This window comes from Actinomadura sp. NBRC 104425, assembly GCF_030269545.1.
Classification (GTDB): domain Bacteria; phylum Actinomycetota; class Actinomycetes; order Streptosporangiales; family Streptosporangiaceae; genus Spirillospora; species Spirillospora keratinilytica.
The window spans coordinates 16666-43009 of sequence record NZ_BSTN01000036.1 but is presented as its reverse complement, the minus strand read 5'-3'; the positions used below and the strand labels follow the sequence as shown (position 1 = coordinate 43009).

At 71.0% G+C, this 26344-nt stretch carries 22 protein-coding genes and 1 CRISPR repeat array (1 of these 23 cut by a window edge); of the genes, 19 read left to right on the top strand and 3 right to left on the bottom strand.

The genetic code is table 11. The features are described from left to right. A CRISPR array of direct repeats spans positions 1-503; the repeat unit is 28 nt; unit sequence GTCGGCCCCGCGCACGCGGGGATGGTCC; it reaches 74 nt to the left of the window's first position. A 706-nt stretch (positions 504-1209) separates the two neighbouring features. Beyond that, positions 1210-2775 (bottom strand): NsdA family TPR-like regulatory protein, encoded by a 1566-nt coding sequence (locus tag QSK22_RS30955; protein WP_285498013.1) that lies wholly within the window; start codon positions 2773-2775, stop codon positions 1210-1212. Positions 2776-3051: 276 nt separating this feature from the next. Here QSK22_RS30955 and fxlM (QSK22_RS30950) point away from each other — a divergent pair, with 276 nt between their 5' ends. The 6 genes from fxlM (QSK22_RS30950) to QSK22_RS30925 all read left to right on the top strand — a co-directional run bounded on the left by fxlM (QSK22_RS30950) (position 3052) and on the right by QSK22_RS30925 (position 11015). Continuing rightward, positions 3052-4251, top strand: coding sequence for a methyltransferase, FxLD system (fxlM, locus tag QSK22_RS30950; RefSeq protein WP_285498012.1), 1200 nt, complete (start codon positions 3052-3054; stop codon positions 4249-4251). A 72-nt stretch (positions 4252-4323) separates the two neighbouring features. After that, positions 4324-4521: an FxLD family lanthipeptide gene (locus QSK22_RS30945; RefSeq protein WP_285498011.1), complete on the top strand. Its 198-nt coding sequence runs from the start codon at positions 4324-4326 to the stop codon at positions 4519-4521. Positions 4522-4657: 136 nt separating this feature from the next. Beyond that, positions 4658-7756 (top strand): lantibiotic dehydratase, encoded by a 3099-nt coding sequence (locus tag QSK22_RS30940; RefSeq protein WP_285498010.1) that lies wholly within the window; start codon positions 4658-4660, stop codon positions 7754-7756. Beyond that, positions 7753-9000 (top strand): lanthionine synthetase C family protein, encoded by a 1248-nt coding sequence (locus tag QSK22_RS30935; RefSeq protein ID WP_285498009.1) that lies wholly within the window; start codon positions 7753-7755, stop codon positions 8998-9000. The genes QSK22_RS30940 and QSK22_RS30935 overlap by 4 nt, the downstream gene beginning before the upstream one ends. Positions 9001-9030: 30 nt before the next feature. Next, positions 9031-9903 (top strand): thiopeptide-type bacteriocin biosynthesis protein, encoded by an 873-nt coding sequence (locus tag QSK22_RS30930; RefSeq protein ID WP_285498008.1) that lies wholly within the window; start codon positions 9031-9033, stop codon positions 9901-9903. Continuing rightward, a complete protein-coding gene (locus QSK22_RS30925; RefSeq protein ID WP_285498007.1) occupies positions 9879-11015 on the top strand; it encodes a hypothetical protein in 1137 nt (378 codons plus the stop codon). The genes QSK22_RS30930 and QSK22_RS30925 overlap by 25 nt, the downstream gene beginning before the upstream one ends. A 492-nt stretch (positions 11016-11507) precedes the next feature. Here the strand turns inward: QSK22_RS30925 and QSK22_RS30920 are convergent, their stop codons facing one another. Next, complete coding sequence (locus QSK22_RS30920) at positions 11508-12287, bottom strand: phosphotransferase (protein ID WP_285498006.1); 780 nt, start codon at positions 12285-12287, stop codon at positions 11508-11510. Between the two features lie 231 nt (positions 12288-12518). Between QSK22_RS30920 and QSK22_RS30915 the strand changes: the two genes are divergently transcribed. Continuing rightward, positions 12519-13094: an NUDIX domain-containing protein gene (locus QSK22_RS30915; protein WP_285498005.1), complete on the top strand. Its 576-nt coding sequence runs from the start codon at positions 12519-12521 to the stop codon at positions 13092-13094. On the opposite strand, the gene QSK22_RS30910 is transcribed toward QSK22_RS30915, so the two are convergent. Further along, positions 13036-14427 (bottom strand): NsdA family TPR-like regulatory protein, encoded by a 1392-nt coding sequence (locus QSK22_RS30910; protein WP_285498004.1) that lies wholly within the window; start codon positions 14425-14427, stop codon positions 13036-13038. The two genes, QSK22_RS30915 and QSK22_RS30910, sit on opposite strands and share 59 nt — an antisense overlap. Positions 14428-14666: 239 nt before the next feature. On the opposite strand from QSK22_RS30910, the gene QSK22_RS30905 reads away from it, so the two are divergent. From QSK22_RS30905 to QSK22_RS30850, 12 genes are all read left to right on the top strand, one after another. Then, positions 14667-15278 (top strand): hypothetical protein, encoded by a 612-nt coding sequence (locus QSK22_RS30905; protein ID WP_285498003.1) that lies wholly within the window; start codon positions 14667-14669, stop codon positions 15276-15278. After that, the gene (locus QSK22_RS30900; RefSeq protein ID WP_285498002.1) at positions 15268-15570 is read left to right on the top strand and encodes a hypothetical protein; all 303 of its coding nucleotides are present in this window, start codon (positions 15268-15270) and stop codon (positions 15568-15570) included. Before QSK22_RS30905 ends, QSK22_RS30900 begins: the two co-directional genes overlap by 11 nt. Before the next feature lie 335 nt (positions 15571-15905). Next, a complete protein-coding gene (locus QSK22_RS30895) occupies positions 15906-16451 on the top strand; it encodes a hypothetical protein (protein WP_285498001.1) in 546 nt (181 codons plus the stop codon). Beyond that, positions 16444-17865 (top strand): cytochrome P450 family protein, encoded by a 1422-nt coding sequence (locus tag QSK22_RS30890; protein ID WP_285498000.1) that lies wholly within the window; start codon positions 16444-16446, stop codon positions 17863-17865. Before QSK22_RS30895 ends, QSK22_RS30890 begins: the two co-directional genes overlap by 8 nt. Continuing rightward, the gene (locus QSK22_RS30885) at positions 17811-19004 is read left to right on the top strand and encodes a cytochrome P450 family protein (RefSeq protein ID WP_285497999.1); all 1194 of its coding nucleotides are present in this window, start codon (positions 17811-17813) and stop codon (positions 19002-19004) included. The genes QSK22_RS30890 and QSK22_RS30885 overlap by 55 nt, the downstream gene beginning before the upstream one ends. Next, positions 19001-19804 carry an SAM-dependent methyltransferase gene (locus tag QSK22_RS30880; protein ID WP_285497998.1) on the top strand — a complete coding sequence of 268 codons (804 nt, stop codon included), beginning with the start codon at positions 19001-19003 and terminating at the stop codon, positions 19802-19804. Before QSK22_RS30885 ends, QSK22_RS30880 begins: the two co-directional genes overlap by 4 nt. A gap of 266 nt (positions 19805-20070) precedes the next feature. After that, complete coding sequence (locus QSK22_RS30875; RefSeq protein ID WP_285497997.1) at positions 20071-20313, top strand: DUF397 domain-containing protein; 243 nt, start codon at positions 20071-20073, stop codon at positions 20311-20313. Between the two features lie 633 nt (positions 20314-20946). Continuing rightward, positions 20947-22203: a methyltransferase, FxLD system gene (fxlM, locus tag QSK22_RS30870; protein WP_285497996.1), complete on the top strand. Its 1257-nt coding sequence runs from the start codon at positions 20947-20949 to the stop codon at positions 22201-22203. Next, positions 22203-22355, top strand: coding sequence for an FxLD family lanthipeptide (fxlA, locus tag QSK22_RS30865; protein ID WP_285497995.1), 153 nt, complete (start codon positions 22203-22205; stop codon positions 22353-22355). Before fxlM (QSK22_RS30870) ends, fxlA begins: the two co-directional genes overlap by 1 nt. Before the next feature lie 103 nt (positions 22356-22458). Beyond that, positions 22459-25251, top strand: a complete 2793-nt coding sequence (locus QSK22_RS30860; protein ID WP_285497994.1) for a lantibiotic dehydratase — start codon at positions 22459-22461, stop codon at positions 25249-25251. After that, positions 25248-25979 (top strand): lanthionine synthetase LanC family protein, encoded by a 732-nt coding sequence (locus tag QSK22_RS30855; RefSeq protein WP_285497993.1) that lies wholly within the window; start codon positions 25248-25250, stop codon positions 25977-25979. Before QSK22_RS30860 ends, QSK22_RS30855 begins: the two co-directional genes overlap by 4 nt. Beyond that, positions 25973-26329 carry a glycoside hydrolase family protein gene (locus tag QSK22_RS30850; protein WP_285497992.1) on the top strand — a complete coding sequence of 119 codons (357 nt, stop codon included), beginning with the start codon at positions 25973-25975 and terminating at the stop codon, positions 26327-26329. The genes QSK22_RS30855 and QSK22_RS30850 overlap by 7 nt, the downstream gene beginning before the upstream one ends. Positions 26330-26344 lie beyond the last annotated feature (15 nt).

The window sequence follows — 26344 nt, the reverse complement described above, 5'->3', positions numbered from 1 at the left end:
ACGCGGGGATGGTCCTGCGGCGGCGCAGCACACCCGAGGTCGTGTCCAGTCGGCCCCGCGCACGCGGGGATGGTCCCTCGTCACGGCGGCGCGGGGCGCCTGGAACGCGGTCGGCCCCGCGCACGCGGGGATGGTCCCAGATCGTCGAGGCGCTCGCGCAGGCCCGGTACGTCGGCCCCGCGCACGCGGGGATGGTCCCCGGACGCATGATCACGACCAGCTACGGCACCTGTCGGCCCCGCGCACGCGGGGATGGTCCGGTCAGCCGCATAGAGCACGGGCACAGGCCGATGTCGGCCCCGCGCACGCTGGGATGGTCCGCTCCAGGCCATCGCGAACGTTCTCGGTGTCGAGTCGGCCCCGCGCACGCGGGGATGGTCCCAGGGAAGAGGAACGCCCCTGCCCGGACTGCAAGTCGGCCCCGCACACGCGGGGATGATCCGTTGATCGGTGTCGGGGGCAGCAGCTCCACGCGGTCGGCCCCGCACACGCGGGGAGGTCCGGACTTGTGCGGGCGGCGCTGTGTCGCGGGCGCCAGGGATGCTCGCCTGGAGGTAACCAGCTGCTCGGCACCGGCACCGGATGGACCGCCGGGCTGCTGACCCACCTGGGGCCGACGTCGTCACCGTCGAGGTCGACGCCGCCCTGGCCGCCCAGGCGCACGCCATCTCGCCGACGCCGCAGACGCCGCGCTCCCGGACGATGCACCGCCCTGGCTGCGCGCCTGGGGCACCGGCATGCAGGCCGAAGCGCACGCGGCCACCGGAGACCGATGGCGGGCCCGCGACCTGCTGCACCGCGCCGAGCGCGACGTCGAACGCGCAGATTGTCCGCCGGGGAGCCGAGCGCCGGTCGCGGGTCCTGATCGGCGCCCGCCTCGCCCGGCTCCAGCTCCGCCAGGGACGGCCAAACGACGCGGCGGCGACCGTACTGGACCTGCGTGATGCCCTGGCTGCGGTCACCTCCGCCCGTGCCCGGCGATAGTCCGACGCGGTGCGGGCAGTACCGCGGGAACCCGCAGGTGGCGGAGGCAGACGGCATCCTGGCCGGGACACGGTGATGACCGGCATCGGCGCTCCCGCCGCATGACGTCCCCGGGGTGTTCGCGCGCCGGTCAAGGGAGGGCATGGGCGGCCGCCAGGACAACATCCGCCGACTGCTCGGCCGGGACCGGTAACACCGGGTACCGTCCCGGGGCCACTCAGGTGCCTAGGCGCCGTTGGGTTCGGCGCTGGCTCGTGCCGCAGGCACGAGCGGCGGAAGTGTCGCGACTCGTTCGCGGAGGTCGCGAACGGCAGCGGTGTCGACCTCGGCGAGGTCTCCGACGAGCGCGGTGAGGCGTTCCCGGCTGTTGGCCCGAAGGTGGGCCGCCGGAATCGTGTCGAGGACCTCGCCTGCGAGCACGGCCGCGTCACCGCCGTCGCGTGCGGCTTCGCCTCGGGCGAGTACGAGCTGGGCGGCCGCCCAGCCGGGACGGCCGTGCGGAAGGTGGCCGATGGAGTCCCGGGCGTGGCGGCGCGCCTGGGTGTGGTCGCCGACGAGCAGGCTCGCTTCGGCCAGGTGCAGCTTCAACTCGGCTAGGTCGAAGCCGAACCGGCCGGGCAGGTCGCCGTCGGCGGCCGCCATGGCGTCCATGGCCTCTGCGGCGAGCAGGCCCACCTCGTCGGCGGACGTGCCGAGGGCGGCGGTGGGGCGCAGAACGGCCCAAGCGGTCATCTGGGCACGTCGCAGCGGAGTGTCGGCCAGTGCGTGAGCGCGCCGGCCCAAAACGACGGCGTCCTGGTGTCGGTTCTGTTTGCAGGCGATCATCGCGCGGGCGCCGAGTGTCCAGCAGACCAGCCACCGGTCACCGACGGCGTCGCCGAGGCGTTCGGCGGTCTGCAGGTGCACCATGGCGGCCGGTCGGTCGTCCAGGTGGAAGGCCAGGTTGCCGACCAGGGCCGACAGCCATCCGGCCAGGCGCCGCAGTTCGGTGCGGGCCGCATCGGCCATGCGGTGGGCGAGCATGCCGTTGACCAGGTGCCGAACACGGTGCACCTCATCGGCCAGCACTGCGGGTGGGGAGGCGGAGTAGTGGAGGGCGTAGTAGTCCACGGCCGCCTGCAGTGATTCTCGAGTCTGAGGGCCGCCCGCAGGCCCTTCGACCTCCAAACCGAGAGTGATCGAGTCGTGTAGGGCTTGTAGGGCGCTGCTGCTGCCGTTGGCCATCAGCTGTCCATTCCTCGCGGTTGAGGCCGTCTCCCAGCCCGCACCGTACTCCGCTCCCCCCGCGGTTACAGCCCGTCGCGGGTAAGACCTCTCCAAGCCCAAATCCGCAAGGTCGGCCCGATACACGCTGCTGAGCGCGTCAGCGTAGTCGGGGCCGGGCGTGATCTCCCCGTGCTCATAGCGGCACAGCATCGAGGAAGTGAGCCCGGGAACGCCCAGGTTGCGGTCCTTGTAATACTGGGCGACCTGCGCGATGGTCTGTGCACGCGACCACCCGTAGGCCCACCGCCATGCCTCCAGGGGATGCACCTCGGGGAGCTCTTTGCGGATCTGCGCAGCGATCTGCCGGACCGGCCAGTCGGCACGCTGCCCGCGCTCGCGGATTAACTGCCCGGCACGGGCGAGTTCTGCTCGACGTTGACGGCTGATCCTCATGCGCGCCCTCCGGTGCGCCTCGAGCATCCCCTTCTCGCCGGAGCGTAGCCCGGTCACCACGGATACGACATTGCCGTCCTCGGCAATGATGGCGGCAATGTCCTGACCGGACGGCGACATTGAGTTGTCCACCGACCGGGACGGACCGTGGAGCCGTGCCCACCGACACGCCTCCGTCCCCGACCGGACCGCACGATGCCCCAGGTCGGCCAGCCCACGTTGATCGGCGCTCCTGGGGCTATGGCCGCGGCCGCGACGAATCGATCGTGCGCCGTGCCCCGGCCTCGTTGCGTGTCGCCGTGGACGCCGCGCACCATCCCTCCTCTCTTCTTACTGTTGGCCACGACAGGCTCCAGCCTCGCACCGACTCACTAGGGTGACGACATGACTACAGTCCGGGAATCGGATGTGGAAGACGCAGCGGCCTCGCTGCGGGCGGCCATGGTCGGCAAACTGCGCGACCTCGAAGCGATCACCTCCGCACGCGTCGCCGCCGCGGTTGCGGCCGTGCCGCGGCACCTGTTCGCCGTCGAAGAGCCGTTGGAGGCGGTGTACGACGCCGACCGAGCTCTGGTCATCAAGCGCGACCGAAACGGCATGGCCCTCAGCTCGCTGTCAGCTGCTCACATCCAGGCGGTGATGCTGGAACAGGCCGGCATCGCCCCCGGTATGCGGGTCCTGGAGATCGGTTCGGGGGGCTACAACGCGGCCCTCATCGCCGAACTCGTCGGCAATCGCGGAACAGTTGTCTCGGTGGACATCGACGTCGAGATCGTCGCCCGTGCCCGCGCATGTTTGGACATGGCGGGTTACGGCAGGGTCAAGGTGGTGCGAGGAGACGCCTACGGCGGCGTCCCCGAGTACGCGCCGTTCGACCGGATCATCGTCACGGCGGGAGCGTGGGACATTCCCCCGGCGTGGCCGGAACAGCTGGCCCCGGGCGGCAGGATCGTCGTCCCGCTGCGCATGAGGGGGCTGACCCGCACGGTGGCGTTCGACCGCGCCCCCGACGCGGACGGCGCGGGTCTGGTCAGCGACAGCTACAGACTGTGCGGCTTTGTGCCGCTGCAAGGCGCCGGCGCCCACACCGAGCGGCTCGTCCCAGTCACCGACGGGGTGGTGCTGCGGGTCGACGACCAGCCGCAGGAGTTCGACGTCGCGGCGCTGGCGGCCGCGGTGCGCTCGCCACGGCTGGAGCGCTGGTCCGGCGCGGCCTTCGACCTGCCGGACGAGCTGGAGTTGTTCCTGGCGACCAGCTCGCCGCAGATGGTGATGCTGCACGCCGAACAAGCCCTGGCGGATCAGGGCGTCTTCGCCGCTTCGGCGACGCGCGGTGTACCGGCTTTGATCGACGGCGGGAGCTTCGCCTACCGCACCAAGCGGCCGAACGAGGAGACCGGAGGGTTCGAAAGCGGCGTGTTCGCCCACGGGCCGCAGGCCGAGGCTCTGGCGGCACGGTACGTCGACCTGCTGCGCCGGTGGGCGAGCGATCACCGGCGCCGCGGCGCGGCCCGCATCCGCTACACCCCGCTGCCCGCGGGCACGGCCGAACCCGCCCCGAGGATTGTGGCCAAGCGGCTCGGGTCTGTGGAGGTCTGCTGGTCCTAGGTTTCCGGCCCCGAGCGACGTTTCCAGAGGGTCCGGGAAGTCCGCACCGCTCCTGCTTGTGAGGGAGGCTTGATGTCCGTCCAGTTCGACGACACCCTGAACGTTCAACAGGTCGCGCCGCCTGCCGCCATCCCGGAGGCGGACTTGGACGAATGGGACCTGGATGTCTCCATCGTCGAGTCCGGTCCGTCGGCCGACAAGCTCATCCGGATGACCGACGACGGTTGCGGCTCGACGTGCCAGTCCGCCTGCTCGACGACCTGCCCGTAGTGGACACGCCGAGCACCTGAAACCGATTCCCGTGCGCCGGTGGTGTCCGGTCGGCGGCCTTCCTGCCGGGCACCACCTCACAGAGCTCACCTCCGGTCAGACGCCCACGTGGTCGAACACCCCTATGGGAGCGCCGGTGTATCAGCACGTCGATGCTGCGGTGGTACGTGCAGCAGCTTGGCCGCCGAGCCGAGCAATGGGGCCGTGGCCTGTTTTGGACGGTCAAACCGCTTCGGCGGCGTCGTGGCGTCTGTGGCTGGAGCGGACGCTGCGGAGGCCCGGTTTCGCCGCCGCGTTGGAGCAGGCCAGCCCGGTTCTGGCCCGCCGCGTATGGCAGATCTGCGAAGGGGGGCCGGTGCCGGAACGAGCCGTGCGTCGGGCGGTGCTCGCGGTCATGCGTTATCTGCTGCGTGCCTCGGGCCGCGCCACGCCGTTCGGCCTGTTCGCTGGGGTGACCCCAGCCCGGATCACCCGAGAGTCCGCCGCCTCAGAACTCTCGGTGCGTGTCGGCGGCAGGCACCGCGCCATCGCCCGTGTCGACGCCACCTGGTTGGCCGCGGTGGTCGAAGGCCTGGAGGCCGAACCGGCTCTGCGGCCTCATCTGACAGTGCAGGCCAACGCTTTGGTGGTGGAGAAGGACGGCCATCTGGTGCTGGAACATCGCGCCAGCGGTAGCTCCGGCGGACCTCCGACCAACGTCAGGGTGGCTTCCAGCAGGCCGGTCAATGCGGCGATGGCTGCCGCGCGTGATCCGATCCTGATGCGGGACCTGGCGGACACACTCGCCGCCGACTTCCCCGGCGTCCCGGCGGATGTCATCGACAAGCTCTTGGCGGACCTTGTGGCACAGCATTTCCTGGTCACCGGGTTGCGTGCTGCGATGACCACGACCGATCCCCTCGGCCATCTGCTGGCCGCTCTCGACACCGCCGCTGCCGCACAGATCGCGGAAGTGGCGGGCCCCGTCGCGCAGCTGCGTGAGATCGCGGACGGGCTGGTCCGACACAACACCGCATCCGCCCCCGCCGCCGCATCCCGGCAACGCGCCCGGCTGATCGCGGCGATGAGGGATCTCGGCTCCGCCGCTGAACCCGCACTCGCAGTCGATCTGCGCCTGGACTGGGATGTCGTCCTCCCCCGCACGGTCGTCGACGAGGTGGCGCGAGCGGCGGCGATGTTGGTGCGGCTGGCTCCCCGTCCAACCCTGAGCCCGGGATGGGTCACCTGGCATGGCCGCTTCCTGGAACGGTACGGCCCGCGCGCCCTGGTGCCGGTACTGGACGTTGTGGACGCCGACATCGGCTTGGGCTACCCGCCCGGCTATCTGGGAGGACCTGCCTCCCACGGGGACGGCGGACCGACCGGGCGGGACCAGACGCTCCTTGCGCTCGCCCAGAAGGCAGCACTGTACCGGCAGCGCGAGATCGTGCTGGACGAGGCCACGGTCGCCGAGCTTGAGGCCGCAGCTCCGCACGCACGGGTGCAGCCGACCACGGAGCTGACCGTCCGCGTCCATGCAGCCAGTGCGCAAGCACTGACGAATGGGCAGTTCACCCTCTCGGTTGTCGGAGTGTCACGCGCCGCCGGAACCACCACCGGCCGGTTCCTGGACCTGTTCAGCACCGGTGACCGGCAACGGATGCGCAAGGCATATGAGAATCTGCCCACCGTGACTCAGGACGCGCTCCTGGTCCAGATCGCCGCTCCGCCCCTGTATGCCAGCACCGAGAACGTTTCGCGCGTCCCCCGGGTGCTGCCCCAGATACTGACCCTCGGCGCCTGCCACGGCCGCGAACAGGACCAGATCGCGTTGGAGGACGTCGCCGTCGCCGCTGATGCCAACCGCCTCTACCTGGTGTCGCTCTCGAAACGGCGGCCACTGGAATTCGTCACCTTCAACGCGGTGGAACCGGTCAACCAGACGCATCCGCTGATCCGGTTCCTCACCGAGGTCACCAACGCGATGAGCGTTCCGTGCGGTCCTTTCGACTGGGGAGCCGCCGCCGGTCTGCCGTTCCTTCCCGCGGTGCGCTACGGACGGACCATCCTGTCCCCGGCCCGCTGGCTGCTCACAGCCGACGACCTACCCGGCGTCGACGCCGACCACCACCAGTGGAGCCGGGCATTGGCGGCGTGGCGAGACCATGTCGCCGCTCCAGCGGTGGTCCATCTCGGCGACGGCGACCAGCGCATCCCCCTTGACCTGTCCGAACCATCCCATCGGACACTGCTGCGTGCCGAGCTGGAACGAGCGGGCACTGTCCTGCTGCGCGCGGCACCGGACGACGACGCAGCGGAATGGATCAACGGGCACGCACACGAGATCGTCGTGCCGCTGGCCACTTCCAGCACCGCGCCGGCCCCACTGTGGCTGCGCGACGGGCAGCCGGTCGGCCGCGACCGCGTCCACCTGCCCGGCTGCGGCGGACGATTCCTCCTCAAGCTGTACAGCCATCGCGACCGCCACAGCAGCATCCTCATCCGCCATTTGCCGCGCCTGCTTGGCGAACTGAACGATTGTCTGGGCGAGCAGGGGCGTTGCTGGTTCCTGCGTTATCGCGATCCCGAGGACCATCTGCGGCTGAGACTGACCGTCCCCGCCCATCGGGTCGCGCCTGCCGCCGCGGCGATCGGTGCCTGGAGCCGAAGCCTCCGCCAGGTCGGCGTGATCAACCGTGTCCAGTGGGACACCGACTTTCCCGAGACCGCCCGCTTCGGCGGCGGCACGGCGACCGACGCCGCCGAGGCGTACTTCGCGGCGGACTCCGCGGCCGCCGTCGCGCAGCTCGCCGCCGGCGCCGCCAAGGACGGCCCCGACGCCCGAGCCCTGACCGCCGCGAGCATGCTGGACATCGCGATCGGCCTGATCGGGGACCCGCCCGAGGCAATGAACTGGTTGATCCGACATACCACCACCGCGTCGGAGGCGCCGCCCCGCACGCTGTACGACCAAGCCGTCGCCCTGGCCAATCCGAACGATCATCGTCACCTGGCCGGACAGCCGAACGGCGACCGCATCATCGGCGAATGGGCGAGGCGGCATCAGGCACTGGCCGCCTACCGTGCCGTCCTGGTGAGGGCGAACACAGACCACATCCGGCTTCTGCTGCCCGATCTGCTGCACCTGCACCACACCCGGATGGCCGGGCCTGATGCGCAAGGCGAACGCCTGTGCCTGCACTTGGCCCGCGCCGCTGCCCTGAGCTGGACCACGCGGGCGAAGGAAGAGGCATGAACACCGCGGACGCGCACACGTTGACCGACGCACTGACCGCGGCCGACGCCATCGCCGCGGCGCTGTCCGACCCTCGCACCGCCTGGGCCGCGACACCACCTGGCGAACGGGCGTGGCCCCAATCGCTAGCCGGAGGCGCAGCGGGCATCGCCCTGCTGCACATCGAACGTGCCCGCAGCGGCCACGGCGACTGGAACACCGCGCACTCCTGGCTGGCGTCGGCTGCCGCCGACGACCTGACCGCGGCCGCCAACGCCGGTCTGTATCTCGGCGCACCGGCCGTGGCGTTCGCGGTCCACGCCGCCGCAGGATCCACCCGTCGATACCGGCGCGCCCTGACCGCGCTGGACGACGCCACCGTCATGGTCACCCGTAAGCGTCTCGCCGACGCCCACGCGCGTATCGACCGAGGGGAACGACCCGCTCTCAAGGAGTTCGACCTGATCCGCGGCCTGGCCGGTCTCGGCGTCTACCATCTCCGCCGCCACCCCGAGCACGACATCACCCGTGACGTGCTGACCTACCTAATCCGCCTCACCGAACCGCTTCCCCTCGGTGGCGGGCTTCCCCCTTGGTGGACCGACGTATCGCCCAACGGCGAACCGAGCCCGGATTACTCGGGAGGGCACGGCAACTTCGGGCTCTCCCACGGAATCGGCGCGGTCCTTGCCCTGCTCTCGCTCGCGCTGCTGCGCGGCCTGTCAATCCCCGGGTGCCATGAGGCGATCGCACGGATCTGCGCATATACCGACCAGTGGCGTCAGCACGACGGCGCGGGCCCCTGGTGGCCGGGATTCATCACCGCCGAACACGTCCGTAACCGAAGCGTCGCGGTGCTGCGGCCACGCCCCTCATGGTGCTACGGGATCGCCGGCACCGCCCGCGTCCAACAACTGGCCGGCATGGCGCTCGAAGACACCGCACGGCAGCACGCCGCCGAAACCGGCATGCTCGCCGCTCTGCGCGACCAGGCCCAGCTGGAACTGCTCGGCGACGAGATCGGGCTGTGTCACGGCACGGCAGGACTGCTCCAGGCGGCCTGGCGGGTCGCCGCCGACGCCCACATCCCCGAAGTCGCCGCCGAACTGCCCCGCCTAACCGCCCGGCTCATCGCACAGGTAGCCCAACCCTTGCCCGACCCCGGACTCCTCGACGGCGCCGCAGGCGCCGCGCTCGCCCTGCACACCCTTGGTACCGGCACCGCTCCCGCAACCGGCTGGGACAGCTTCCTCCTCCTGGCGTGACCACCCGACCAGCGCGCGAACACAGACGACATGGAAGTAGACGACGTCCACTCCTGGCGGCAACTCAACGTCGCCTTCCCCGCCTGGACCACCGCCGAGCGCACCGCTGTGGACCACCTCGCTCCGCTGATGGTCGCAGCCGCAAACGAAGGGCTCATCCGATCCTGGTTCTTCATCCGCAAAGCACCCTGCTGGCGCATGCGCTACCTGCCCGCCACTGACCCGCCCCGCACTGAGACATGCCTGCTGCGACGCCTGTCGCCCCTCCAGCAGGCCCGGCGCATAGTCACGGTGACTCCGGTCGTGTACGAGCCCGAAACCCACGCCTTCGGCGGTACGCAGGGCATGGCGAGCGCCCACCGGCTTTTCCACCTCGACAGCCGGCACCTGCTCGCCTACCTCGCCGACTCCCGCGCCGGTGGCGGGCATCGCCGTGCGTTGTCGGTGCTTCTGTGCATCAGTCTGCTGCGCGGCGCCGGCCTCGACTGGTACGAGCAAGGTGACGTCTGGGCACGTGTCGCCGACCACCGCGAGCCACCAGGAGAGCCCACCACGGGTCGGCTCGGGAAACTGCGCGACGATTTGAGGCTGCTGATGACCGTTGACGCTCCGAGCCCGGCGGACCATGCCACGGCGCGGGCGTTCACCGCCGGATGGGCCGACGCATTCAGCACAGCGGGCCGGGAACTGGCCGGCCTGGCCGCAACCGCACAGCTGCACCGGGGGCTACGAGCCGTCCTCGCCCATCACATCATCTTCGCTTGGAATCGGCACGGACTTCCACGGTCCGCTCAAGCCGCCCTGGCGCACTCCGCCAAAACCGTGGTGTTCGGCCCCGACCCCACAGCAGAACCACGACCCCAGAAAGACACCGAAGCATGGACGACACCAGCAGCGGACTGATGCCTGGTCGGACATTGGCATGGTTTCCGTTGGTGCGGCGATCGCGCCCGCCTGGCCTGCCGCTGAGAGTCCGGATCGATGAATTGCTGGACATGGCCCTCCGGCCAGCCACTGGCGACGCCCACCACCAGATGACCCGGGCGGCCGAGGTCTGCAACAAGGCGGCCCTCATCGCCTCCGACTGCGGACTACCCGACCTCGTCAGATACCTGTGCTGGTCACAATACGAGCTGTTCGCCCAGGCGCGACCGCTCCCCGCATCGGCCGCGAAACTCGCCCTTCAGCCGCTGCTGAACCTTCCCCGACAACTCGTCCGCGAAGGCAACGGCGACGGCGCTTACGCCATGCTCGAAGCCCTCTTCCACGCTGCGCGTCACGAGACCCGCACCGTGATCGACGGGAGGGCCGTCAACTTCGAGGGCCTCACCAGCGGCCCGGACGACCACATGACCGTCTGCACGCTCGTGTGGGCAGCGTTGTTGGCCGACGGCATCCGTGCCCTTGCCCAGGCCGGCCGCTGGAAGCAGGCGGCCGAACGCTCGGCCGCCCACCGGGGCGTCGGATCGCGGTTGCTCGACGGCCGACAGATCACCATCCTCGCCCTGCTACAGAACGGACAACCGGACCAGGCGACCGCGCTGGTCGAGCAGAGCACGATCTGCACGCCATGGGAGCAGACGGTGCAGAGCTTGCTGCACGTCCTCTGCCAGCGAGTCGCCGGAGTCGTCGATAAAGCCAACACCGAAGCGATGCTCACCGCCGTGCTCACCCTGATGAACCGGTTCGAACCTCACACTGCGGTCTTCCAGAGCCGACTCGGGTTGACCGCTCTCGACTTCGCCGAGACTTGCTGTGACCCCCGCAACTCTCCTCTCCGCCGGAAGCTCCTCACAACTGCCCAGCACGACGCCTACGCAGCGCGAGACGTGCTCACCCATCCGCTGATCCGCTCCACGATCTCAGCCGACCGGCACCGCGACCTCACCGACCTCATCCACGCATCTGGACTCGACGCCGGGACGATTCCCGAACCGCTGCTCACCAACCTAACGACGGCAGTGTCGGCAGCGGAACGCCAGCTGCACGCCCTACTGGAACGAGCCGCCAGCTAGAACGTGCGGTTGCGCGGAGCCAAGTCCGGGTCCCCTGCGACCTGCTCGTAGAGCTTCACCGCCGCAGGAACAATCCTTCTGACCGCCTCGTCGACATCGTGGACGGGCGTGATCGGTTTGTTCCAGGAATGGAAGAACCATAGGGCTCCGTCGGTGTGGGGCCGACAGGGACAACAAGGAAGCGAAGGTTCCGGGGCAATGTAACGAGATGCAATACATCCACCCGCGACGCTACGGTCTCGCAGGCGCTCAAAGCGGAGAGTGTCCCGGCTCGCGGAGGTCTCGGAGCGCCCGTCGTGAGGAATATGACTTCCTTCCTCAAGATCCACCCGCGGTGACCACCAGGCTGTGGCGCATGCAGCGATGCTCCTTGCCGCTGGTCTGCTGCGTCGCACGGCCAGCGGCCGAGCACGCGGATCAGCTGGAACGGTGCGATCTACACCGCCTGCCAGCGGGCTGGCGTGCCGTCCATCAGGGTGCGCAGACGTTTGGTCAGCTCGGCCTGGATGTCGGGGCGCCCCCGGCCGAGCGGATGTAGGCCGCCAATGAGCGCAGTTCTCGGGCAGCACACAGCAGCCGCATCCCAGGGTGGTGCTCGACGTCCGGGTCGACGCCGTAGGCGGCGCACAGCCCGACCCATTCGGATCGGGGCCGTCCGAAGTGCCGCACCCCATCAAGGGTGGGCACCAAGTCCTGGGCGCGAGGGCCAAAGCTGACCGAATCCCAGTCTCCCAGCACATACCGGCCGGCGGTGGGAAGCAGGTTGCCGCTGTGGGCGTCGCCGTGGATCATCCCGCGCCCCAGCGGCATCGGGGTGTGAGAGTACTGATCGCTGATCCTGGCGGCGCGGGCCCGCAACCAGTCGCGTTGGGCCCCGGTGAGGACCTGGTCGGCGTGGTCCAGGTCGGCGACCAGCGCGCCCAGCGGGTTGGTGGGCGCCAGTCGCACGGGAGGGTCGGGTTGCGCGTGAAGTCGGCGAAGCAGTTCGGCCAACTGCGTCGCGCCTGCGGGGGGAAGGGCCGGGTCGACGGGCAGGTAGCGCCAGAACGTGGCGGTCCACCCGTCGATGGTGACCGCAGGAGCCGGCCCGGGCTCCACGGCGGGGAAACCACGGGCGGCCAGCCAGGCGGTGACCTGAACCGCCGTGCTGAGCCGCCGCACCCAATCCGCTGAGCCGCGGGTGTGGCGCAGGCGCACCACGACCCCGGCGCGCGGCAGGTAGTAGGCGTTAGTGGCACGGGCATGCAGTAGACGGGCGTCAGCGAAATTCAAGACCGGCCGCCCGGCACACCACGGCGACGCTGTCTTGGTTAGCTGGCGCCTTCTCGAGGCGAGTTGGAGACTGGCACTGTGAAGGCGTTGTCTCTGCAGCCGCGCATCTTCCTCGTTGGGCCGCCGCGCGTCGGCAGCCATCCCGAATGCCAGCCGCCGGCTGCGGCGCGGGTGCGGGCACAGGGGGGCGTCTGGGTGCGGTCGTTGCTGACGACGCTGTAGCGTCGATCCGTGACGCACGACAGCTCGTCCGAACGAACCAAGTGGCAGATCCACGGCGAGCGTGTGGTCGACGAGAATCGCCACATCCGCCTGTCGATCGCCAGCGTCGAACTGCCCAACGGCATTCAGTTCGATCAGTACGTCGTTCGGCTCCCTCGATGCGTCATGACGATCGCGCTGGATGACGCCGGCGAGAACGTGCTGCTGATCTGGCGCCACCGGTTCATCATCGACAGGTGGGACTGGGAGATACCTGGGGGATACGCCGACCCCGGTGAAGACCCGGCCGCGGCCGCCGCGCGGGAGATGGAGGAGGAAACGGGGTGGCGTCCCCGTAAGCTGGAGTTTCTGTTCTCCTTCCAGCCGATGGTCGGGACCGCCGACGCACCCCAGGATCTGTACCTGGCGCGGGGCGCCGACCTGGTCGGCGAACCGCACATCGACGAAGCCGAGGCGATCCGGTGGGTGCCGCTGCAGGAGGCTCAGGAGCTCATCGAGCGCGGCGAGATCGTCGGCGCTGCCACGATCATGGGCGTTCTCCACGTACTCGCAGATCAGGCAGCCGATCCTCGGCGTAGTCCATGAGTTCTCGCACAACGGGTTCCGCGGCGTACGGGACCAGCGTGCGGCACGCGTCGCCGATGTACCGGTACACGCGGGACGAGGTGAGCCCGGCCGCCATGTCGATGGCCGTCCGGACATGGACGCAGGCCTCGTCGACCCGCCCCTGAAGGGCCAGCGCCATCGCCAGGACAGCGAGGTTAAAAGTCTTCCCCCGCCGGTACGACGGGTCCATGTCCAGCGACCGCAGCGCGTACCGCTCCGTCTCCTCTCCCCGGCCGAGCTCGCGGAAGCAGTGCGCGATCTTCGCGGCGAAGTACGCCTCGTCGAAGTAGTCCAGCCACGCCGGCATCTCAGCGTCGGCAGCGCGCTCGTAGCTCTTTTCGGCCCTTGTCAGTGCCAGCGCGCACGCTCGGGCCTCCCGCTGGGCGGCGTACCCGTGGGCCTCCATCACCTGGCACTCGGTCAACAGCACGGGCATACCCGCGCGCTGGGCGGCGGACTGGGCGGCACGGGCCAGTTCGACGGCTCGTCGCGGCTGCGCCACGTACTGGGCCTGCTGGCTCATCGCGGCCAAGATCTCGCCCGCGAGTCCATAGTCGTCGGCGAACCTGGCCAGGGCCAGGGCTTGGATCAGATACCGTTGCGCGAGCCCCTGTTTGTCCAGGTCGTGATAGAGCCACGCGGCCAGCTTGGTCAAGTCGGCAACGGCGGCGAAGAATTGTGGCCGGACTTCCTCTGTGCAGCGCCCGTCGCGCAGCAGGGGCGCGACGTGCGTGTTCAGGTACTCCACCACGGGACCGCGGACATGGCCGCCGCCGAGCCGGTTGTCCAGGATGCGGAAGGCGTTGGTGACCTGCCGGATCTCCTCGACATCAGCGATGCCGATGCGTCGTCCCGCAGCGGGGACGGGCTGCGGGTCCCAGGGGCCCACGAGCCATCCCAGTGCGGCCGAGGCGAAGGCGGTCGGGTCGAAGTCGGCGTCGACGAGCAGCCTCTGCTGTTCGGCGTCGGCCTTCCAAAGCAGGGACGCGATCCGGGCGCACGCGCTCCGGGTGGTCGGCAGTTCCAGTCCTATATCGGACGAAATCACCGGTGCGGACATGCCGATGTCGGTGACTGTGATGCGCCGTCCCAGCTCGATGGTGAAAATTTCGGCGATGATCTCCGGGGTGGGACGGCGGGGCTGCTCTCCGCGCAACCAGCGCGCCACGGAACTGTGGTTGTACCGCAGGTGGGGGGCACCGCGTAGCTTCCCAAGCCTGACAATGCGGCTGGCCAAACCCTTGTTGGAGAACCCGGCCTCTTCCATCAACGCCGCCAACTGACGGTTGGGCTCGATGTTCCTAGACGCCATCGGTGTGCTCCTGAGGGCTGCCGGTGGCTGCAGTGTGGCATGGATCATTGCGCGTGTTCGAGCCTTTCCATGTCACGCACGCCCCCCAGTTCACGCATCCACCCCGTGCGCACGCCTTTTGACGGCCGCTCCCGCTCGGATTTCCTTTCGTCCGGGAGGCCACTTCGATGACGACGAGACACCAGCGCGTTCGCGCACAAATCCATCGGGCTGCCGAAGACGCCCGCAAGATCGCTGCTGTGGCGACCGTCATCGACGGCGGACGGTTCGGACAGGTATTTCCTGACTGGGGCATTTCGACCGACGCGAACCCGTCCGCGGCACGCCGTTCTCTGCAGCCGCACGGTGCATCCACCGAGGTCACCACCCTCGATGCCGGCAAGCTGCTCGACCTGCTCTGCACCGTCGCGGGATCGGACGACCGGCACACGCTGCGGGTCCTACGGGCCCTGCTCCGCCAGATAGGTGTCGACGCCGACGGGTCGACGCTGACTATCTCCCACTACCAGGACATCGACGCCGTCGTCACCCGCGGCGGCATGCCCCGACGGGAGGGCCGTGGCATCGGCACCCGCACCGATCTGCTCGCGGTCGCCCAGTGGATCGTCGCGTCCCTGCGTCCCGGTGTCCGGGGACTCCTGAGACGCCGCGACGACGACTCCGAGCAGATCGCTGACGCTGTCGGCGCCGTGGTCGATGCCGAACTACGCACGGTGCCCCGGGCCGTCGGCCAGCAGGCCCGCCGCGTACTCGACCGGTCTGCTGCGCAGCAGACGGAACACCGCGCCGGGACACACGACCGGCCGTCCATTGCACCCCCACCCCTAGGGACGACACCCGATGAACGTTGACACCGGACGGCACCGCCCGCAGGACACCCCCGATAGCCTGTGGTGGGACGACGAACGCGCCAGGATCACCCGCGAACTCGAACGCGCTTTTCCAGGCGTGCAGGTCTGGTACGGCGAGCACACGAAGACCTGGTGCGCCTGGGACCGCACCGGCCCGATGCTGCAGGCCCTGACGCCGCAACAGCTCGCCGAGCAGATCACACGAGTCCGGCAGACCCGCCCGCACATCGCCCACCAGGCCGCCGCACACCCGTCCGTCCTGCAGCCCAACCCGCCTCGGAGGCACCGGTGACGGGCTCCACGGACGCCGCGGCCCAGGGCCGGGGCGATGGCGCGCAGGCTATGCCGGGACCGCAGCCTCCAATTTCCACCGCCGCCCTGACGGACGGCCAGCGGACGTCGTGGGCCGCGGGGCCTGATGGCGTACCGCGCGCACTCTCTCCCCCGGGCGCGCGGTCACGGGGTGGGTGGCCACCGCCCCGAGCCGCCCACCGCCGCACGGCCCGGCCCCAGGCAGGGGGCGCCCTGGCCGGGCCGTGCGGCTTCACCGAGCAAGTCGCCCCCGGGCCGTTGGGCGAACAGCGGCAACCCTCGGGACCTCGCCGGATCACTAGAAAGCCCGACTCAATGACCGAATATGACCCTCTACGACTGCGCGACGCAGCCCGGTTCCTGATCGGCGCAGACCAGGTCCCCGACCAGGTGACGGAGGCATGGGAACGCGGCACGGCGTCACTGCCCGCCGGCCGCTGTTGGGAAGCGGTTCGCGTCCCCGGAAGGCTCGGGCAGGCGGTGATCGCCCGCGGGTTCGCCCTGGGCATGGGCGTCGAGGTCGGCGGCTGGCCCGTGATCTGCGACCCCGCCGAAGGAACCCTGTCGTTCCTCGTGCCGGTCGGCACCAGTGCCACCTGGGCGGTTCCCGGCACCGTATGCCTGGCCGACGGACCGGTCCCGGTTCCGGCGCCCACCGTGGACGCCCCCTGCATAGCCGACGGCCGGCCCGTGGCCGACCTAATCGCGCGATGCGACCTGCCGGTGCCGCACTGGCCCCAGCCACCCCTCGTCGCCCTCGCCGGTGACGTGGTCCTCACCGACCCCGTTCTTTTGGCGCAGGGGCTCCAATCGGCTGCCCAGCCCGACGCGATAACCGGACGGGGTGTGGGCCATGGTTGACGAGCGTTACGGCGGGGGTGAAGCTCAGCCGGTGGGCGGCGCGCACGAGGTGCCGCCGTACGCGCGGCTGTACGACCAGGCGTTCCACGTTGATCCCGATGCCGCTTACGAGAGACTGCGCGCCGGCGGGCGGGTGGCGTGGGTGGAGATCGAGCCCGGTGTCCGTGCGGTGCTCGTGCTGGACTACGACCTGATCCTGGTCATCTCCCGGGACGCCAGCGACACCTGGACGCGCAGGACGAGTCGGTGGAGCGCCTGGTCCGCCGGTCTGGTCCGCCCGGACTCGGAGACCGCGGCGATGGTCGCCCAGCGGCCGAACATGCTGTTCGCCGAGGGCCCCGAGCACCGCCGACTGCGCGCCCCGGTCGACACCGCACTGCGACGCATCGACATGCGGGAGCTGCAGGCCCGCGTCGAGCAGGCCGCCATGGATTTGATCGATCGGTGCGCCGAGCACGGGCGGGCCGAGCTGGTCGGTGAGTACGCGGTGGTGCTGCCGCTGATGGCGATGAGCTGGCTGTTCGGCCTGGACGAAATGGAGCGGTGGCGGCTGCCCGACATCATGCGGCGGATCTGGGACGCCGATGGCGATGCAGCGCGGGCCGCTGACGACCTGGCGCGGCTGATGGACAGCACCGTCCGGCGGCATTCGCGCGGCCATGCCAGCGGCCCGCTCACCACGGGTCTGCTCGCGTCGTCCGACACCCTGCGACATGAGGAGATCGTTGCCACGCTGGTGCTGACGGTCGGGGCGGGCAGCCAGCCTGCGGCCAACCTGATCGCCAACACGGTGTACGAGATCGTCACCGACCCGCAGGTCCGCGACGACCTGAGAACCTCGGCGCTGCGAGTACCGGACGTGGTGCACCACGTGCTGTGGGCGCGGCCGCCGATCGCGCACTACCCGCCCCTGGTGGCCCGCCGCGACACCGTGGTCGACGGCGTCACCATCCCGCGGGGCACGCTGGTGCTGCTCGGCTTGGGCCCCGCCGGCCACCGAATCCACCAAGCTCACGGACGTCCCCTTCACAACCGCGCCTACCCCGCGTTCGGTGTTGGGGAGCACCGGTGCCCGGCCGACCGGCACGCGCTGGCGATCGCGCAGACCGCGGTGACCACGTTGCTGCGCGAGCTGCCCGACCTGCGCTTGGCCGTCCCCGCCGACCAGGTCACCTGGCGGGCCTCCCCGTTCGCCCGTGCGCTGTACCGGCTCGACGTCGAGTTCACCCCGCGCTCCCCCTCGTTCCCCGTCTCACACCCGGCTCAGAAAGGCGGCCCCGGATGGCAGCAGCCCCAGCCCTTTGGGAACTCCCGGCCCGCTCCGACCTCGACGGCTCCATCGCCGCGCGGCTCCGGCGCATGGGCCCGGTTGTTCGGATCGCGCTCCCGGGGGACGTCCCGGCGTGGGCGATGATCAGCCACCGCGCCGTCAGAGCGGTGCTGGCCGACTCCACCATCAGCAAGGACCCGCGGAACTGGCACGCCTGGACGACCGGGCAGATCCCCCGGGACTGGCCGCTGATCTCCTGGGTCGCGCCCCGCAACATGTTCACTGCTGACGGCCCCGACCATCGGCGCCTGCGCGACCCGGTGAAACGAGCCTTCCACCCCAAGCGGGTGGACGCGATGCGCCCCCGCATCACCGCCATCGTCGGCGAACTGCTCGACCAGCTCGCCGAGCACGCCGCCGACGGCCAGCCCATCGACCTGAAAGCACAGTTCGCCCTGCCGCTGCCGCTGCAGGTGATCTGCGAGCTGTTCGGCGTCCCCGAGCCCGACCGGCCCCACATGCAGCGGCTGTGCGACACCGCCTTCGACCAGGGGCGGCCCGGCGTTGACCACGCCGCGGCGTTCGCCGAGCTGCGGGCTGCGGTCGCCGACCTGGTCGCCGCCAAACGGCGCACCCCGGGTGACGACCTGGCCAGCGCCCTGGCCAACGACGCCCACAGCGGGCTCAGCGACGCCGAGCTCGTCGACACGCTGGTGCTGCTGGTCGGCGCCGGCCACGAGACCACCGTCAATCTCATCACCAACGCCGTGCGCGGGCTGCTCACCCACCCGACGCAGTACACCCTCCTGCGAGGGCTGCAGCTGGACGACTGGGGCGTGTGGGAGGAGGTGGTGGAGGAGACTCTGCGCTGGGCCTCCCCGATCGCCGCGCTGCCCCTGCGCTACACCACCGCCCCGGTCACGATCGCCGACGTCACCATTCCCGCCGGCGAGGCCCTGCTGTTGTGCTACGGCGCGGCCAACCGCGACCCTGCCCGCTACGGAACCGACGCCGACGTCTTCGACTTCCGACGCCCCCTCGGCGCGCACCTGGCGTTCGGGCACGGCCCGCATTTCTGCCTCGGCGCCTCGCTGGCCCGGCTGGAAGCCCGCATCGCCCTAGAGGCCCTGTTCGACCGCTTCAACGTGGCCCTGACGGTGAAGCCCGGCGAACTGGAACCGCTGCCGTCGCTGGTCGCCTGCGGGACCAAGGCACTGCCCGTTCACCTGACCCGCATCAACCGCGCGAAGACCGCGCGTGCGAAGAAGGCACACCGACGATGACGACCGCTGAGCAGCCGCCCCCCAACGTCGCCCCCAGCAGGCCCAGCATCGCCCGCATCTATGACCACTGGCTCGGCGGCAAGGACAACTACGCGGTCGACCGGCGGGAGGCGGAAAGCCTGGAGGCGGTGGTGCCTGAACTGCCGCTGATCGCCCGGCAGAACCGCGACTTCCACCGACGCGCGGTCGGCCACCTGGCAACGGCCGGTGTCACCCAGTTCCTGGACCTGGGCGCCGGGCTCCCGACAGCCAGCAACACTCACGAGATCGCCCAGGCCGCCAACCCCCAGGCCCGGGTGGCCTACGTCGACAACGACCCGGTCGTCCTGGCCCACGGGCGGGCGCTCCTGGCGAGCGGGACGAACACCGTGATGGTCGAGGCCGATCTACGCGACCCTCGCGCGGTCTTCGACCATCCCGACGTCACGGGCCTTCTGGACTTCACCCGGCCCGTCGCCGTGCTGCTCGTCAGCGTCCTGCACTTCGTGCCCGGCCAGGAGCCGTACCGGATCGTGCGCGAGATCAGGGACCGGCTGGTGCCCGGCAGCCACATCGTGATCTCGCACGGTCTACGGACCCCGCAGACGACGAGGGCCGCGGCCAAGTATCAAGCCGCAGACGCCGAAGTCCGCACCCGCGAACAAATCAGCGCCCTGTTCAACGGGCTGGAACTCATCGAGCCCGGGCTGGTGCACCTCACTGACTGGCGGCCCGACACTCCGGCGCCCAACACCGAGCCACTGCCTTTCCTGTGCGGTGTCGGGGTGCTGGGCAAGACGGACCAGACGGAGGCGACATGACCCGGTTCGACGAACCCGCCGACCTGCCCCCGCTGCGGCGCGTGCTGCGCGCACCGGCGGGGCGCAGCGGACCGTGACAGACCCCGGGCGGCCCTCCCCCGCGACCGCCCGGAAAGCGCACCGCCGCGCAGCCCCACAGCGCGGCGGTGCGCCCGGCGTCGTACGGCCGGCGGCCGCACCTGCCCCCTGAATGGAGCCGCGCGGCCGTACGGCGCACCCCACCGAAACGACAAAGCAACCAAAAGCAGGAAGCAGAAACAGGAAGAATGGCCGACCACTTCAACGGCGTCTGGAACGACGGCCCTCGCTGGCGCAAGAGCAGCCACAGCGGCAGCCCGGACAAGGCCGGGGATGTGACCTGTGTGGAGATCGCTCGCCTCGGCTCGGCCCGCGGGCTACGCGACAGCACGCAGCACGGCCGAGGCCCCGTGCTGGCGCTCAGCCGCGCCGACTTCACCGCGCTGATCGACCGAGCCAAACTCGGCGACCTCGATCTGCCCGCCGCCTGACAGAGATGATGTAGATGAGCACCTCCTGGCGAGGTCTGACCCAGCGCCTGACTGACTTCGGGTCTTCAACGGAATGTGTCGGCCATGGCCGGGAGGTGCTCGTGTGCACTCACCGGACGTGGCGGGGTGACCTCATAGAAGCCTGGCCACAGGCCCCGTCTCTGTCTTGTCCCACCGGCTGGTGCGTGCCGCCCTGCCCCCAGCGACGAGCGACAGGACGACTGCGGCACCCCCACGGCGACGGCGAGCGGCGACAGTCCCCGGGATCGCACGGGGCGGTGTTCACTCCGCGGACCAGGAAGGCTGCCGTGCCCGAGCAAGAACGTGACTGGTTCAAGGACCCGCCGGCGAGGCGCGTCGGCGCGCTCGCGCTGATCAGCCGGGGCGACGGCGGCGAGTTCCTGGTCAACCGCCGCAAGAGGCCGTCGCCAGCAAGGGTGAAGTTCCCCCCAGGATCAAAACGCGTGTCGGCCTTTTCAGTTTCGACGCGGCCGGCCGTTTGGGCAGCATGACCCCCGGAACGGTGAGATCGACCGGTCATCAATCGCTGAGTGCAACCCCGTCGCCGGGGTTTCCGGAGGAATATCGGGGCCGCCCGCCAACGGCGGGTCGGCCGAACAGGGAGGACATCTTGTGAGTAGCGTCGACACCGCGAGCCGGGCCGAGGAACTTCGCAACGCCCTGGTCGACACGATCATCGCCGACCACGAGGCCAAGGGCCTGGCGATGCGCGCCGATGTGGAGCGGGCGCTGCGGACCGTCCCGCGCGAGGTGTTCACCCCGGGCGTCCCGGTAGAGGACGCGTACGCGAACAAGGCGGTGATCACGATCCGGTGCGGTCCGGAGACCCTCAGCTCGGTGTCGGCGCCGTACCTGATCGCGGAGATGCTCGGTCAGGCGGCGGACGCGCTCGGCGGTCTGGAAGGCCGCGACGTGCTGGAGATCGGCTCCGGCGGCTACAACGCAGCACTGATCGCTGAACTCGTCGGCCCCACCGGACGGGTGACGACCGTCGACATCCTTCCCGAGGTGACTGATCGGGCGGCCACGTGCCTGGCCGCGGCGGGCTATAACGGCGTCACCGTCGTGTGCGCGGACGCCGAGCACGTGATCGAGCCGGGCCGCCGCTACGACCTGATCATCGTCACGGCCGGGGCGTGGGACATCCCGCCCGCGTGGCGCGAGCAGCTCACCGACGACGGTGTGATCGTCGTCCCGTTGCGCACGTTCGGGATGACCCGGTCGTGGGCGCTGCGCCGCTCGGGGGACCGGCTGGTCAGCCAGAGCCACCGCCTGTGCGGGTTCGTCTCCATGCAGGGCGACGGAGCCCACGAGATGCGGTACGTCGACATCGCCGATGGTGTCCACCTGCGGCTGGACCAGGGCCAGCAGGTCGACCCTGCCGTGGTCGCCGGCCTCCTCACCCAGCCCCGCCGGGAGGCGTGGGCCGGGGTGAGCCTGCCGCCCCGCACCGTGCTGGCCGACCTGGACCTGTGGCTGCCGGCCCGCCTCACACGCGAGGTGGCCGAGTTCGTGGTCCTGTCGGCGCAGGAAGAGGCCGTCCAGTCCGGCATCGTCGCGCCGGCGTGGCGGTTCGGCACCCCGGCCGCCCTCGATGAGGGCACATTCTCCTACCGGTCGGCGCTGCGCTGGACCGGCGGGATGTTCGACCTCGGCGCATACGCCCACGGGCCGGAGGCCGCCGCGGCGGCCGGGCGGTTGGTCGAGCACATGCTCGCGTGGGTGGATGCGGGCAGCCCGGCTCCGGTGCTGCACGTCCTCCCGGCGCGTACCCCCGACGGCGACCTGCCGGAGGGGGCGGTCCTGGACAAGCGGCACAGCCGCCTGGTCCTGGCTTTCACTCCCGATCCCGAGGAGGGAACCCTGTGATGGACAACGACACCGACTACGAGCTGAACGTCCGCCTGGTCGACGCCGGGCAGGCGAGCGGGTACGCCACCAACACCGACGACGACTGCGGTTCGGGCAACACCGGGTCGAACGCCTGCACCACCAACGCCGACGCCGGCGGCGGCTACTGACACCCGCTTCACCCTGCCGGGCCCGGCCCCCGTACGTGGGGTCGGGCCCGGCCTCCTGGTCCGGCCCAACCCTTTCTGCCAACCTCCGGGCGGTGAGCGACGCATGTTCGACGCGGCGGGTGCGGCATTGGTCAGAGCCGCCGCCTACCCCGAGGGCCTGGTCCTGCCCGCCTGGCCTGACCTGACCGCCGACCGGCCCGAGCAATGGCTGCAATGGCTGCGGCAGGCGTGGACGCTGCCGGGGTTCGCGGCCACCGTCACGCCCGCCGCTCCCGACCTGGCCGCCCAGATCACCCGCGCCCTGGACGGGCAGGCCATCCGGGTACGCCGGTTGCGGCGCCTGGTGGAGGCCACGATCCGGTATCTGCTGAGGTGGACGACGCGCGCGACGCCGTTCGGCCGTTTCGCCGGGGTGGCTGCGGTCGAGTTCGGCCCGCGCGCGGCGGTCCGCTGGGGGGAGCGGCATCACGCGGTGGCCCGCCCCGACGACCGCTTCATCGCCGAGCACACCGCGCTGGCCGAGGCGGACGTGTCGATCCTCCGCACGGTCGCGGTGATGACGAACGCCCTTGGATACGCCCGCGGCGGGGTGTGGGTGCTGCCCTGCGCCCGCGCCGAGGGCGGCCGTGTGTGGGATGTCGAGATCGACCTGACCGTCCCGGTGCGGGTGGCGGTCGAGACGGCCGCCTGCCCGATCGCGTTCGGGGAGGCGGCCGCCCGGGTGGCCGATGTGGTGCCGGGCGGCATGGCGGAGGCCGAGCAGCTGCTGGCCGCGCTGGTGCGTGCGGGGGTGTTGCTGTCGGCGGTCCGGCCGCCGATGACCGTGACCGACCCGGCCGCGCACCTGGCCCGCCACATCACCCTGCCCGACCCCGGCGACAAGGTCGCGGTCGATCTGCGGGTCGACTGTTCGGTGACGCTGCCCCCCGCGGTGATCTGCGAAGCGCAGGAGGCGGCCGGCGCGCTGGTCGCCGTGGCGCCGCACCTGCCCGGCTGGGCCGCCTACCATCGTGCGTTCATCGACCGGTGGGGGCCGGGCGCCGCCGTGCCGCTGCGCACCGTCCTGCACGTCCTGGGGTTCCCCGCCGGGTACCGGGGGGCGCCCCGTCGTGACACGGCAGGGTTCACCGCCCGCGACGCCGTGCTGGCCGAACTCGCCCAGCGGTCCGCGCTGGACGGCTGCGCCGAAGTTGTGCTCGATGACGAACTGATCGGTCGGCTGCGCGGCGGCGACGACCGGCCACCGATCCCGCACACCGAACTGCGGTTCACCCTGGCCGCCGCAACCCTGCAAGACCTCGACCGGGGCGCGTTCACGCTGACGGTGGTCAGCGGCGCCCGCCACGCCGGGGTGGCGGCCGCGCGCTTCCTGCACCTGCTCACCCCCCAGGAGCTGGAGCGTTTCCGCGGCGTCTACGCGGGCCTGCCGACCGCCATGCCGGGTGCGGACATTCTGCAGCTGTCCGGGCCTCCGCTGGACACCCGACTGGCCACCGTCGCCCGCGCCCCCGAGCTGCTGCCGGTCCTGCCCGTCGGCGACTTTCACGACCCTCACCCCGGCCCGAGGTGGACCGTGGACGACTTGGCGGTGGCCGGTGACGGGCAGCGGCTGTGGCTGGTGTCGGCCGCCACCGGGCGGCCGGTCGAACCGCTGCTGCTGAACTGCGTGCTGCTGCCGCACCTGCAGCAGCCGCTCGTACGGTTCCTGACGGAGATCTGGACGGCGTGGGCGGCGCCGTGCGCCAGGTTCGACTGGGGGCACGCCCGCCGTCTGCCGTTCCTGCCGCGAGTGCGGCGGGGCCGCTCCATCCTGCACCCGGCCCGCTGGATCATCTCCCAGGCCGCGCTGCCCGGCCGCACCGCGACGTGGCCGCAGTGGCGGGCCGCCTGGGAGCAGCTCCGCCAACGGCAGCGGCTGCCGCGTGAGGTGCTGATCGGCGCCGGCGGCGCCAACGGGGACGGCGACGTGCGGCTGCGTCTCGACCTGGACGAGGACGCCCATCTGGTGCTGCTGCGCGGCCACCTGGACCGGCACGCCAGCGCCGTCCTCACCGAAGCGCCCGAACCCTCCGGGTGGTTCGGTGGCCGACCGGCCGAACTCCTGCTCACCCTCACCCGTACGCCGCCGCAACGCCGGCCCCCGCCCCGGCCGGCCCGTCCCGCCTGCACGCTCCAGCACCGGCCCGGACGGTCCCGCTGGCTCGACGCCCGGCTGTACGGCCGCGCCGAGGACATCCTCGCCTCCCTGGCCGGGCACCCCGGTCTGCCCGCGGGCTGGTGGTTCCTGCGCTACCCCGACCCGGAGCCCCACCTGCGGCTACGGATTCCGCTGCGCACCGCCGACCACTTCGCCGACGCCGCCGCTGATCTCGCCCGGTGGGCGGAGCGACTGCACGACGACGGCGTGCTGGCCGATTACACGCTGGCCACCTACCGGCCCGAGACCCGTCATGGAAGCGGGCCGACCCTGGCCGCGGCCGAGGCGGTCTTCGCCGCCGACTCGGCCGCCGTCGTCCGCCGGTTGTCGGGCGACCGGCAGGCCGCCACAGCCGCTGGGATGATCACCATCGCTGATGGGTTCACCGGCGGCGCGGGCCTGCGATGGCTCGTCGACCATGTGCCGCACCGCAGCGGCCCGCGCCTGGAGCCGGCCCAGCTCGCCCACGTCCGCCGCCCCCCAGCCCTGCCCGCGGAGTTGGCTGCGGAGTTGGCCAGGGCGCTGGCCATGTACCGGGCTCTCGCCGAGCGGGACGGCCTGGACACCGATCAGGTGCTGGCTGACCTGCTGCACCTGCACCACGCTCGCACGATCGGTGTCGACACCGCCTCCGAAAAGCAGTGTCTGCGGTTGGCCCGCGCCGTCGCGCACACCGACCTGATCCGGGGGACGTCATGACCGACAGAACGACCGCCCGACAGAACCTCGCCGAGGGAGCCGTCGGCATCGCCCTGCTGCACCTGGAAGCCGGTGACTGGGAGGCGGCGTACGCCAGCCTGGACGAGGCCGTCACCGGCGGCGTCAGCATCGGCGGCGGCGCCAGCCTCTACTACGGCGCTCCGGCCCTGGCGTTCGTCCTCGCCGCGTGCGACCATCCGGGCCTCACCCGCGCCCAGGCCGTCGCCGCTGTGGGGACCGCGACGGTGACGCGCCGTCGCCTGCAGGCGGCCCACCGCCGCATCGACCAACGCCAGCGGCCGGCGACCTACGCAGAGTTCGACTTGATCCGCGGGCTGACCGGACTCGGCGTCGCCGTGCGCCGCATCGGCGACCTCCCCCTGTTCCGCGACGTACTGGAATACCTGGTCCGGCTCACCGAACCCCTTGACGGGCTCCCCGGCTGGTGGTGTGCAAACGGCCGAGACCGCAACCGGCCCGGCAGAGGCCACAGCAACCATGGGATGGCGCACGGGATCACCGGCCCGCTCGCTCTGCTGGCCCTCGCGGTGAGCGACGGCGTCCAGGTCGACGGACAACACGCGGCGATCACCCGCATCTGCCAGTGGCTGGATCACTGGGAACGGCAGTCCGATGGCGGCGCATGGTGGCCGGAGGTCATCACGCTCGATGAGGTACGCCGGGACGACACCCGCCAGCCAGGCCCTCAGCGGCCGTCCTGGTGTTAGGAACTCCCGGCATCGCACGCGCCCAGCAACTCGCCGCCCGCGTCCTGGGCGACATCGGCCGCCAGCGCAAGGCCGAGACCGCGTTTGCCGTGAGCGTACGCGACCGGGCGCAGCTGAACCGCCTCACGGGCCGCGGCCTGTGCCACGGAACCGGCGGCCTGGTGGCGACCGGACGCCGGATCGCCGCCGATGCCCTCACCTCGATCCCCCTCACGCCGCTGCTGAACCTGCACCGGCAAGCCCCCGCCGCACCCGACGAACCGCCCGGCTTCCTCGACGGGACAGCCGGCGCGACCCTGACCGCCGTGGGCGTGGCGACCTGCTGGGACGCCTGCCTGCTGCTCTGCTGACCTGACCTGCTGCTC